Annotated in this window: 7 protein-coding genes and 1 pseudogene; 4 read left to right on the top strand and 4 right to left on the bottom strand. The window is 45.7% G+C overall.

Going from position 1 to position 12,996, the window contains the following annotated elements:
• Positions 1-254: 254 nt before the first annotated feature.
• Together M0413_RS17290 and M0413_RS17285 are read left to right on the top strand one after the other, a co-directional pair.
• A complete protein-coding gene (locus M0413_RS17290; protein ID WP_218677838.1) occupies positions 255-674 on the top strand; it encodes a curlin in 420 nt (139 codons plus the stop codon).
• A gap of 14 nt (positions 675-688) precedes the next feature.
• A complete protein-coding gene (locus M0413_RS17285; RefSeq protein ID WP_172588954.1) occupies positions 689-2,197 on the top strand; it encodes a curlin in 1,509 nt (502 codons plus the stop codon).
• A gap of 176 nt (positions 2,198-2,373) precedes the next feature.
• Here the strand turns inward: M0413_RS17285 and M0413_RS17280 are convergent, their stop codons facing one another.
• Positions 2,374-3,045, bottom strand: coding sequence for a helix-turn-helix transcriptional regulator (locus M0413_RS17280; protein WP_037414538.1), 672 nt, complete (start codon positions 3,043-3,045; stop codon positions 2,374-2,376).
• A 364-nt stretch (positions 3,046-3,409) separates the two neighbouring features.
• Positions 3,410-4,018 (bottom strand): DUF2238 domain-containing protein, encoded by a 609-nt coding sequence (locus M0413_RS17275; protein ID WP_218677839.1) that lies wholly within the window; start codon positions 4,016-4,018, stop codon positions 3,410-3,412.
• 156 nt (positions 4,019-4,174) lie between these two features.
• Here M0413_RS17275 and serA point away from each other — a divergent pair, with 156 nt between their 5' ends.
• Both serA and ygfZ read left to right on the top strand, forming a co-directional pair.
• The gene (serA, locus tag M0413_RS17270; protein ID WP_047539679.1) at positions 4,175-5,404 is read left to right on the top strand and encodes a phosphoglycerate dehydrogenase; all 1,230 of its coding nucleotides are present in this window, start codon (positions 4,175-4,177) and stop codon (positions 5,402-5,404) included.
• A gap of 135 nt (positions 5,405-5,539) precedes the next feature.
• Entirely contained in the window at positions 5,540-6,493 is a 954-nt protein-coding gene (gene ygfZ / locus M0413_RS17265) for a tRNA-modifying protein YgfZ (protein ID WP_218677840.1), read from the top strand.
• A gap of 55 nt (positions 6,494-6,548) precedes the next feature.
• On the opposite strand, the gene M0413_RS17260 is transcribed toward ygfZ, so the two are convergent.
• Positions 6,549-7,565, bottom strand: a complete 1,017-nt coding sequence (locus tag M0413_RS17260) for a response regulator (protein ID WP_037414530.1) — start codon at positions 7,563-7,565, stop codon at positions 6,549-6,551.
• Between the two features lie 60 nt (positions 7,566-7,625).
• Positions 7,626-12,909: pseudogene (locus tag M0413_RS17255) on the bottom strand (PAS domain S-box protein).
• Positions 12,910-12,996 lie beyond the last annotated feature (87 nt).

The raw sequence follows: 12,996 nt of genomic DNA, 5'->3' as shown, positions 1-12,996 counted from the left end.
CTGCACGCTAAATACAACTTAACTACTAGACCAACTCGGTGAGGTAAATACCGCCTAAACGCAGGGTTTTATCGACAAAAAACAAGATATTCATGGAATTAACAAAAGTTAATCTGGTTAGCATTTAAATTACACCTCAAAAATAAATACCCTTTTGGCCAATTGTCTCTAAGCACTATGGCTCGTACCTTGATGCCTGAGTTGGAAGGAGTCTGTGCTCTGACCAAAACACCAATACATGCAAGGAGTCACTTGTGCCAAATCCATTAACACGCTTTTTGGTACTGCTGCTCTTGTTATGTAGTTGCCTGACATCATCCCATGCGGCAGATGTCAGTGAATTGCCCGTCACACTGCAGGCGCTAATTGAGCGTTCAGGCCGCGATAATCTTATCGACCTAGTGCAGCAAGGCACGGCAAACCAAGGGATAGTGTTTCAATCAGGGAGCGATAACAGCGCCTATGTGACGCAAACGGGTAACGATAACGTATCCCTTGTGACACAGATTGGAACCAATAATGAAGTCCAACTACTACAAGTCGGCACTCAAAATATGGCTTCGATTACCCAGATTGGTAATAACAACCTGGTGCAATTGAACCAGCTAGGAAGCGGCAATTTTTCGATTCAACAGATTGCGGACGGTGCTGCAATCTCAATAACTCAATATTAAACAGGGAGAGTCACATGAAATCACAAGCAAAAATGTCATTGATTGCATTAGCCATTACAGCGGGATTAAGTGGTCATGCGCTAGCGGCAAGCACTGTCAACGAAATCAGCGTTGAGCAAACAGGCCAAGGTCAAGACACCTTAGTCGCTCAAACTGGTGTCATTAACGCAGCAGCAGTGACCCAAACGGGTAACGACCAAGTTGCCACCGTATTACAAGACGGTGTGTGGCATGAAGCACAAGTCAACTCAACTGGCGATGCTAACAAAGTGACTGTTAGCCAACAAACAGATTGGCACGTAGCCTCTGTTGATGTGGAAGGCAATAATAACGAAGTTGAAGTGACTCAAGACGGCTTCTTCAACCAAAGCAGCAACGATGTCGTGGGCAACGACAACCTTGTTTCAGTTAGCCAATTAGGTGAGCTGAACGAAAGCTATGTTGAAATCACTGGCACAGAAAACAGTGCATTTGTTGAGCAAGAAGGTGATGAAAACCTTGCAGTATTCCGTGTTCAAGGCGACAACAACGACGGTGATATCAAACAATACGGTAACAGCAACCAAGCGGGTCTAATTGCACTCGATCTGACTGCCAACGTGGGTAATAACAACGACGTATCAGTTGAACAAATTGGTAACAATAACTTTGGTGCAGCCAAAGGCATCGCTGGTAACGACAACAGTGTTGATATCTACCAAAAAGGTGATAACCACACTGGCTTTGTTTACGCCTTAGCCGGTAGCGAAAACGATATCAGCATGAAGCAAGAAGGCAGCAATAACATTGCTTACCTCTCTATGACTACGGGTGATGATAACACTATCGACATCGCTCAAGATGGTGATAGCAACACAGTTGGTGATTCTTTAGTTGCTGATATTCAAGGTGATGATAATGATATTGCCATCAAGCAAAAAGGCGACAGCAACGGTGCAGAGTTCCAAGTATGGGGCGATAGCAACGACGTTGACTTAAAACAACGTGGTGATGCTAACTTCGCAACCTTTGGTGCTTACGGTACTGACAACGACTTCGACTTATCCTCTAAAGGTGATAACAACGAGCTGGTTGCCTTCGCAACAGGTGATGACAACAGCATCGAAATCAGCCAAGAAGGTGATGCGAACTTCGCTTATGTGGATGCCGTGGGTAACGACAACGAAGTGGATGTTGAGCAAGATGGTGATCAAAACGAGACTATCATCAGTGTAACGGGTAACAACAACGCCGATGTGACTGCACTGCAACACCGTGGCGATCTGAACCTTATCGATTTAATCATCGAAGGTGATGAAAACTCAGCAGAAATCACTCAAGCGGGTAACGGTAACTGGGTAGGTGGCGATAGCGGCACTTCATTCGCATCTAGCTCATTTGGTGTGCGTGGTGATAACAACAGCCTAATGATCTCCCAAACAGGTAATGACAACTTAGTATTAGGCTCACAAGCGGGTAACAACAACAGCATCAGCGTAACCCAAAATGGTGATATGAACGTTGCGACTGTTGTGCAGTACTAATCTTTAAATATGAGTCGCCTTCAAGTTGAAGGCGGCTAAATAAAAACGGGAACATTGATAATGTTCCCGTTTTTATTTGCCTATCACACGCAAAAGTACATCGCTATTCGTCTTATCGTTTGGGTATCACACCACACGCCCGCTTGCTTTCAAACAGGATACCAATCAACAAAGGTTTAGCTACAAAACTCAAAATGGGTTTGATAGGTCTGAGCCCACCTTAATAACTCGACACGATTTCGTGACTGGGTTTTACGGAAAATCGATGAAATATGCGCCTTTACCGTGTGCTCACTGATGCAAAGACGATGGGCAATTTCCTTATTTCTCGCGCCGCTGGAAACGAATTGAATGATGGTTCTTTCTCTAGAGGTAAGAGCTTGCAGCATGGCCACAGTGTCGGCAGGCATATCATGTTGTCCATCCAACTTTTGCACCACGCGACGAAACATCTTACTGAGCAAAGTTCTATCGTACCAAAGCTCATCGGCAACCATTTTACGCAATCCGGTCAACATCAAATCCATACGCTGGTCAGTAAACAGTAGTCCGCGTATGCCAAGCAGCATAGCTGACTCTTGATCTAAGGAATTGCGCTCAACTTGATACAGAGCCACAGGAATATGGGGGACAAGACGAGATGCCAGCAAAGGGATCCCTTTATTGTCTAAGGCCGCACCTTTCTGGGCGATTAAACAAAAGCTGCGATGCCCTTTGTCTAAATCTAACTCTAACTCTGAGGCATGTTTAACGATCCGTGTTTTCAATCCGATAGATTCAGCAAGTATCGCTAGATGACAAGGCGCCGCCACTTGATGTAAAAATACTAACTCATTGATAGTACCCAATTTACTCTTCTCCCTGAAAAGTATTTCATTATCTTTTTATCCGGCTTAATGAAATCTGCCTAAATCTCAGCATACATCTCATTAACATAGCCCATTTTGACTAGTTACCGTATGAATGCCATCACCCAAATGTACTAATAACCTCTATTTATATGTAGTAAATTCGACTAAGTCCCTAAATAGTATTTAATTGCTAGCAATTAATACTAAATGAGATGGAGATCACATTCATCTTTATACCTTAGTCTATGAAAACATCAATCGAAAGTTTAAACAAAAAATTAACACCTGAAGATGACATTTTTGGGAATAAAAATCCCCTTTGAATCTAATTCAAAGGGGATTGGATGTTCTCAGACTACGATTAGGCTTGAGTCAGGAGTTTAGTGATTTGCTTATCCTGCACACGGGATAAACTGATTAGCGCTACAATGGCACCTATCAAGGCTAAAAACATATCCGATTGGGTATCCCACACATAACCTTGTGTGCCTAGGAATGCCTCAGCACCTTCGCCCGTTGCAGCGGCCACCCACCACTCAATAAGCTCATAAAAGGCACTAAACGCGAGCACAAAACAAGTGACCAAAAAAGCGCACCAAGCGCCGGGTTTGACGGCTTGATTGCGTAACATAATCTCACGGGCCAACATGGCAGGAATAAAGCCTTGAGCGAAATGCCCGACCTTGTCGTAATTGTTACGTTCACTGCCCATCCATTGGGCAATGGTGTCAAATAATGGCACTTCAGCATAAGTATAGTGCGCGCCGACAAACAGCACACAACAATGTACAAGTACTAAAAAATACACTATTGGGGTTAGCTCAAAACGTTTGCGGGTAAAAAATAATAGCGGAACCGCCACTAATGCAGGTAAAGCTTCAAGCCACCAAGTGAAAGCATCAGCAGGTTTTATCGCCGACCAGACTAATACTGAGAGGTAAATACCGCACCAAGCGATTTTGTTATTCAATGTTTCTTCCTCTTATGCGATATTGTTCTAATTTTAGAATATTAACTTTAGCCATCTAGCCCTCCACAGTGAGCAAAAAAAGTGCTACTTTGATGAGCCAAGGTTGTCAGCATAACATACAAGAACCACTTCAATTAATTAGAGGGTACCCATATCATGGCGAAACATTCGCTTGACAAGGATAAGATCAAAATCCTGTTGTTGGAAGGCGTCCACCAATCTGCGGTAGATGTGTTTGAACGCGCGGGATACACCAATATTGAGTATCACAAAGCCTCGTTAGGTGATGAAGCCCTGCACGAATCCATCAAAGATGCTCATTTTGTTGGTATTCGTTCCCGTACCCAACTCACCGCCGATGTATTAAAACGTGCCGAAAAATTAATTGCGATTGGTTGTTTCTGTATCGGCACTAACCAAGTGGATCTGGCGACTGCCGAATTACTCGGTATCCCCGTTTTTAACGCACCATTCTCTAATACCCGCAGCGTAGCTGAACTGGTATTAGGCGAAATCATCATGCTGATGCGCGGCATTCCTGAACGTAACGCTATCGCCCATCGTGGTGGTTGGATGAAAACTGCCGCAGGCAGTTACGAAGTCCGTGGCAAAACTTTAGGCGTGATAGGCTATGGCCATATTGGAACTCAGCTGGGGATCCTGGCAGAAACCTTAGGCATGCGTGTGGTGTTCTTCGATATTGAAGACAAATTGCCATTGGGTAATGCCCAGCAAATCCATTCAATGGAGCAATTGCTGGCACAGTCCGATGTAGTGAGCTTGCACGTGCCTGAAACGCCGCAAACCAAAGACATGATAAGTACTGCCGAATTCGCCGCTATGCGTAAAGGCAGCATCTTTATCAACGCTTCCCGCGGTACTGTGGTCGATATCGATGCGCTTACGGTGGCACTAAAAGAGCGTCACCTTGCGGGCGCGGCGATTGACGTTTTCCCCATTGAGCCACAATCGAATGATGATGAATTTATCAGCCCATTACGCGGTTTAGATAATGTGCTACTCACGCCACATGTGGGTGGTAGCACCGCCGAAGCACAGGAAAATATCGGTATCGAAGTGGCAGGCAAATTAGCCAAATACTCAGATAACGGTTCAACCGTATCGGCCGTTAACTTCCCTGAAGTGTCTCTGCCAATGCATAAAGGTACCTCACGCCTACTGCATATCCACCAAAATCGTCCAGGCGTGCTGATCAAAATCAACAAAGCCTTCTCTGAAAAAGGCATTAACATTGCCGCTCAGTATCTGCAAACCACGGCAGAAATCGGTTATGTGGTAATGGAAGTCGACACTCACCAAGCAGAAGAAGCCTTGGTTGAGCTTAAAGCCATTGAAGGCACACTGCGTACTCGCGTGTTGTTCTAACGCCTAAACCGCTTAGGTTTGCCCCCATCTAAGGCGCACATTTCATTTAAGATATGTGCGCCTTATGCTTTTGAGGCCAGAGGAATTCCGCTACAATCAAGCCTCTTGCATCGCCTTCATTTTCAGGATCTCGCTATGACTATTGCAGTTTCGACACCCAATTGGGATCTGGACGCCTCCACGCCTCCACTTATGCTCGCCAACTTATCCCACCTAGGCCTTATCAAAGTGGTTGGCGAACAGGGCCGCAGTTTTATCCATGGCCAAGTGACCACAGATATCAGCTCACTCGAAGCCAACCAATGGCGCTGGGGCGCACATTGTGATCCTAAGGGAAAGATGCTGGCTAGCTTCCGCACCTTTGCCATCCAAGATGCGCTGTTGATGTTGATGCCAAAGGACACTATTGCAGTGGATCTGCCACAACTGCAAAAATATGCGGTATTTAGTAAGGCGACCCTGACCAATGCCTCTGATGAGTGGACATTACTCGGTGTGGCGGGTGAACAGGCTAAACAATTTGTCAGCCAACACTACGGTGAAGTCACTCAGGAACTCACTCTCATCGAGCAAGGCGCCATTTTAAAAGATGCGGAGCGATTTATATTGGTTCTACAACCACAAGCCGCAAGTGCCCTCATTGCCGAGCATACCGTATTTGATGCCAGCGCTTGGCAAGCATTAGAAATTGCTGCGGGTTACCCCAATCTAGCGCCAAGCCATGCTAATCAGTACGTACCGCAGATGTGTAACCTACAGGCTATTAACGGCATTAGCTTTAACAAAGGCTGCTACATGGGTCAAGAAACTGTGGCTCGGATGAAATACCGTGGTGGTAACAAGCGTGCGCTCTATATTCTTCAAGGCACCACTTCCTTAAATATCAATTTGGAAACTAGTATCGAGATAGAATTGGAAGACGGTTATCGCAAGGGTGGACAAATCATTGAATTTGTTCAATGTGGTAATCAAGTGCTGCTCACCGCCGTGCTCGCCAACGATACCGAGAGTGATGCCAAACTGCGTTTCGCTGATGACGAGCAATCTAGCTTACGTATTCAAGCATTGCCCTACTCGCTCGAAGACTAGTTTCTCGCTGATAAGCGGATCGTATTGAAAAAGGCGCCCTAGGCGCCTTTCTGCTTTAATGTTCGAAATAAGTATCTCGAATCGCCACCACCTCGGGCAAGATTTGCTTAAATTCGGCCACCAGCTTAGGGTCAAAATGTTGCCCTGCTTGGCTTTCGAGTAACTCGAGCGTGGCCTCTATTGTCCAAGGCTCCTTGTAAGGACGGCGCGAAGTCAGCGCGTCAAAGACGTCCGCTATCGCCACAATCCGACCTTCGATCGGAATATTTTCCCCAGACAAGCCATTAGGATAACCCGAACCATCCCATTTCTCATGGTGGGTTAAGGCGATACGCCGCGCCATTTGCAGCAGTGGGTCGCCATGCTCACCAATGATCTCAGCACCAATGGCGGCATGTTGCTGCATGATTTTCCACTCTTCGGCATCGAGCTTACCCGGCTTTTTCAGTACCGCATCGGGCGTGCCGATTTTGCCAATGTCATGCATAGGCGCCGCGTTATACAACAACTCACAGAAGGTACTCGGTAAACCTAGTTTGATAGCGAGCAGCCGCGCATAATGGCTCATACGCACAACGTGCAGACCCGTTTCGTTGTCTTTGTATTCGGCGGCGCGACCTAAACGGCGAATGATTTCAAAGCGGGTTTCTTCTAACTCTTGGGTACGTTCTTTAACTTGTTGCTCTAGCAAGCGTTTTTGATCGTACAGCGCGAGATGAGTTTTGACTCGCGCCTTCACCACGGGAGCGCTGACTGGTTTGGTAATGTAGTCAACCGCACCTAAGGCAAAGCCCTGTGCTTCATCGGCAACCTCAGATAATGCCGTCACAAAAATCACAGGAATGTGGCAAGTTAAGGGCTCCTGTTTAAGCTGCTTACAGACTTCATAACCATTCATGCCGGGCATCATGACATCGAGTAAAATTAAATCAGGCAGTGTTTTGGCTACAAGGGCTAGCGCCCTTGGTCCATCAATCGCGACTTTGACCTTATAGTCATCACCGAGTATGCCCACCAAAATATCGATATTTTCTGGAGTATCATCGACGACTAATATTGTTGCCTTATCCATCAACACATTCACCTTTCCAGTGGCTTTATCAATGATCAATACTGCGCATAATTGACCGTTTTACTTTAAGTCTACAAGTACTTCATCAATCAACTCGACGGCCTCATCGAATTGATATTGATTAATCATCGTTAGCGCTGGACTCAACTGCTGCCATAACTGAGCACTCACTTGCGGTTTAAGTGCATCCATTTGGGCAACTGCATCGGAATCCGCTTCTTCTAAACTTTGGCGTAATCGCGTTAAGGCCTCAATGAGGGCTTCTGGTGGTAAATGCTCCGCCGTCGGCCCACTAGATTCTTCAAACTCAGGTTTAACTTTTTCAATTGCTTGGCAAATCGATGCCACTAACGTTTGGATTTGGTCCAACTCCGCTTGGAACTCAGTATTTTCACTTAAGTGAAGTTCCAATTGCCGAGCCAATTCCGCAAGCGTTGTGGAACTTAAATTGCCCGCAAGTCCCTTAAGCGTATGGGCCATTCGCACCGCATCCTCACGTTTATTGCTGGCAACGGCCTTGTTGATTTGCTCCACAACATTACGTTGACTAGTCACAAAACGATCAAAGATCCTTTGGTAAAGGCGCGTGGAGTTTTGTACTAGCTGCAAGCCTCTATCAATATCAAGCTCAGGGTGTTCAGGCCATTTCACGACAGAGTCAACATCAATATTCACAGGCTTGGGTGAATCATTAATAAGCTCTTGAGGCGGTAACGGTGCACCTAAATATTTTAGGAGGGTTTGATACAGTAAGTTAACCTCTATCGGCTTGGCGATATGATCATTCATTCCCGCTCTTAAACACATTTCCTTGTCGCCAGCCATGGCATTGGCGGTCATTGCTATCACAGGTAATTGTGCTAACTCAGGCCTTTGTCTCAGTGCTTTTGTTGCCTGATAACCATCCATCACTGGCATTTGACAATCCATCAATACCAAATCAAAACTCTGTTGAGCTAACTTATCCAACGCAATTTGGCCGTTGGTGGCAATGGATAAAATAATCCCCACTTGCTCTAAAAATTCGGTCGCCACCTCAAGGTTCATTTCGTTATCTTCGACTAACAGAATACGCTTACCTTTAAGGGGCAATAATAACTCAGGCGCAATACTGTCTTGATGGCGCCTGACGGGTAGGAACCCTGCGCGACCAAGTGCGTTCATAATGCCATCAAGCAATCTTGATGCGCTGATAGGTTTGCTGATGTAGCCCGCTAACCCAAGTTGCTCGATTTGGGTCAAGAAATCTTGATTCGCATGGGCTGATACCATCAAGATCCGCGGCGCTTTTCTTGCCCGTTGCAGGATTTGTTTTGCGGTTTCGAGCCCATCAAGATGTGGCATTTTCCAATCAATCAATGCCACAGCATAATCCTGCTGACTGCACCGCATCACCGCCTCGTCGCCAGAACGCACGGTATCCACTTGAAAGCCCATGCTCTCTAGAGTGGTTCGCATAATGTCCCTTGCGGTGGCATTGTCGTCGGCAACTAATACTGGCATACCTTCAAGCTCTTGACCTACGATGAGCTTTTGTCCACTGGAGATGCGCAATTTAACGGTAAAAAGAAAGTACTGCCATGGCCTTGCTGGCTTTCGACCCCGATACTTCCCCCCATTAATTCAACCAGCTGTTTACAAATCGCCAGCCCTAATCCTGTACCACCATATTTACGGGTAGTAGACGTGTCTGCTTGCGTAAACGACTTAAACAGTTTGGCTTGTTGTTCATGGGTTAACCCAATGCCACTGTCACGCACACTACAACGTAATATGACATCATCGTTTTGCTGCTCGACCAAGCTGAGGGACAGTAATACCTCTCCTCTTTCGGTAAATTTGATCGCATTATTCATTAGGTTGATCAGCACTTGCCCCAACCGCAACGGATCGCCAAGCAGATAACGTGGAACATTGGGTGCGACAGCAAACAGCAATTCAATCTGCTTTTGAGCCGCCCTTTCGGAAAAGATATCGCTCAAATCTTCAAGCATGGTATCGAGTTGAAAAGGCACATTTTCGATATCAAGCTTGCCAGCTTCAATCTTAGAAAAATCAAGGATATCGTTAATGATTGATAATAAAGATTGCGACGCGCGCTCAATTTTTTCGAGATAATTTTTCTGTTTTTTGTCTAGATCAGTCTGTCAGCAAAGTTGCGACATCCCGATAATGGCATTCATTGGCGTGCGGATTTCATGGGACATATTCGCGAGGAAGTCGCCTTTTGCCTTACTGGCGGCATCAGCCTCTTCCTTGGCAACAAGTAATTGTTCTGAAAGCAGTTTTAACTCAGTCATATCGACCATGCTTACCACAGCTGACTCAAATTGGTTCTGGCTGTCCAATAAGCTTGAAACGTTGACTGTCATCCATAAATGCTCACCGGAGGGACGAATAAAGCTTCTTTCCCCTCGGTAGTGATCAACTTTACCTTCTACAAGTTCCTTAAACTGCGCTTTTGCAACTTCTTTATCCTGTGCACTCAAGACATCAAAAATAGGCGTACTACGTAATTCATTACGGCTCAGCCCCATATCCTCACAGAATTGATCATTACAATCGAGGATAAGTCCTTTGATATCGACATTCACGATACCAATGGTTGCGCCATCAAATAAGGCCTTAAAGTGCGCCTCACTGACCGCAAGTTCTTCTTCAATAGACTTGCGTTCAGTCACATCCATCACATAGCCATTCCAGATAATGGCGCCATCATCGGCATAATGACCACTGGCTCCGGCTTCCATCCAGCGAATGCCACCATTAGGATGACGATAGCGGAACTCGCGGATCCAGCTTAATTTATCGTCACTCATTCCCTCAAGCGCGCGTATAACTTCTGGTCGTTCCTCATCAAAAATCCGCTCAGCAATAATATTAAAGTTACTGAGTAAATCTTCGCGGTGTAAGCCCAACATGTGAAATGCTGCGCCAGAAAGGAAGGTAAAACGGCGATCGCTAGGAGAAACCCAGCGCAATTGATACACAGTACAAGGAATAGACTCAGTGATATTGGTTAATTGCAGCCTTGAGGCTTCAAGCTCGACGATGGCTAACTTACTCTTGGTAATATCGTCAATACTGCCGTCAAACCATAGGGGAAAACCCTCTTCGGTATAACTCGCCTTGCCCTTTTCATGCACCCAACGGATGCTGCCGTCACGGTGGCGAATACGATATTCCACCTCAAAGGTTTCCTGCTGCGCGAGGGCTCTATCAATATGCTGATGACACAGCTCGCGATCTTCCTCCAAAATCAATGAAGCAAAGCTACGTTGACGATTCTCAATAAACTGGCTCGCGGCATAACCGGTGATATCGGCAATATTGTCACTGACATATTCCATCACCCACTCCTCGCCGATGCGAGTGCGGTAGACAGCCCCAGGAATATTAGTCACCAAACCACGGAAGCGAACTTCACTATCACGGATTTTTTGTTCAACCGCTATTTTTTGGGTCATATCACGGATCGATGCGGCCACTTGGCGACGACCATCGAAATCACTCGGTAAAATACTTAAGGCGATTTCGGCAACAAACTCATCCCCATCAGACTTAAGCGCCCGCACATGGCGTGCATTTGCCATAGGCCTATCACGTCCCTCACGTAGAAACTGTAATCTTTCTTTGGCATGGGGACTCCTTAAATCTTCGGGTAGCAAAGCTTCAATTTGTAATCCCAACATAGCTTTTGCGTCATAACCAAACAGCTGCTGACAGCGACTATTGCTAAATACTATTTGGCCACTTTGATCGACAATCAGCATGGCCTCAGGTGCGGCCTCAAGTACCGCGCTAGACCAAGCTGCGGCGGAAAATTGCTCTGTCACATCGGTAAATAGCATCTCCACCGACATTAACTCGCCAGTATCTGACACTAAAGGCTGCATAAAAACATCGAGCCGCCTTGACTGGCCTTTTGAATCGATGAGTTCAACTTGATGTGAAGGGACGTTCTGCCCTTTGAGTGCCAGATCGGTGTATTCCCAGTTTTTCTCATTAAGGGGGTTGGCCGAAAACAATCTTTGATATTTGCGCTTAAGTAATTCGGGCGGTATGCCCAATACTTTGGTCACCCCTTCACTGACCTGTGCAAGTTGTCCGTCAGGATCAAGTGAGCAATAAAAGGATTTATCGCTCATACCGTCGATCAAGCGAGCGAAGCGGTTACCGCGGGAATCTAAAATAGCTTGCTCACGCTGAGCAAGCAGATCTGCCATTTTGTTAAAGGTTTCACTTAAGGTCACTATCTCGCTAATCGCCCCTTTAGGGATAACCAACTGCTGTGTTTTACCTTGACCGAAAGCCAAAATGCCGGATTCAAGGGTTTCCAGTGGACGAGTTAACCGTTTAGCGGCGATATAGCAGGTCAATAACAGCAGTAAGGTTAATAAACTTAAGTTGAGGACAACTGAGGAAATATCGTCCAGTAGCGAGGTAAATAACTCCTGCTGTGGTACCATAACAACCACGTGCCATTTTAACTTTGCCACTTCTGCAATGCTGGCAAGATAAACTGTACCAGTATCATCAACAAAACTGGCTTGCCCAGTCAGCCCATCTTCCAGCAAAGCGCCAAAGGCATTATTTTTGTGATTTCCTTTATCCAGCCATTCCGAGACTGATGTGGCTAAAACCTTTTCTTTATCCCCATGAAAGATAAGCCGACCTTGCTCATCTAATATCATCAGCCGATTAGGGGCTATCCCTAGTTGCTCAGGTAATCTATCTAAGGCCAAATCAACGGTTGTAACCCCAAAATAGTTCGGCTGCACTCCAAAAGGAACCGCATAAGTAATCATTAAAGTATTACCAGCACCCTCGTCGAAATAGGCTTTTGACCAATAACCTTCGACTTTATTGATGGCTTGCGTCCACCAATCCCAAGTCCCATCGGTATAATCGTACCCCTCGGCGCCAATATCTAAATAATGGAAACTATTACCACTGCGGTATACATAGGGAGAAAAAAGTTTTTTATTGAGAAAAGTGCCCGGTTTAAAAGCAACGGCAGAACCATAAAATCGGGGTTACGTTCGAGGCGATTAGTTAAGACTTTTTGCAGCTTATCAGAATCGTTAATATCATTCTTGTCAGCCAAAAAACCAATAAAATCAGCAAGCCCTTGAGTATTTGTTTGAGCGTGTTCGAGTAATAATTGCAATCGAGAGGCTGAATGTGCCGACTGTTGAGCTAAATGATCGTAAAGCCGCTTTTCAAGGGAAAGATAATTAAACCATGAAGTAATCCCATAAACGGCCGCCATGATAAGAATCAAAGGCAGCGCAATATGGGATAAAATTTTGCTGCGGAAAGTACGAAGTTTACTTTTATCCATGGCGTCGCCTCAAAGCCCCCGTTTTAAGTCCCCCCTTTTTGGGGTAGCTCTTATAAAGTAAACGAAGAACGCTGTGGCGACAATCTC

Source organism: Shewanella sp. 8A, assembly GCF_023475945.1.
Lineage (GTDB): Bacteria > Pseudomonadota > Gammaproteobacteria > Enterobacterales > Shewanellaceae > Shewanella > Shewanella xiamenensis.
This window is presented reverse-complemented; position numbering and strand designations above follow the sequence as displayed.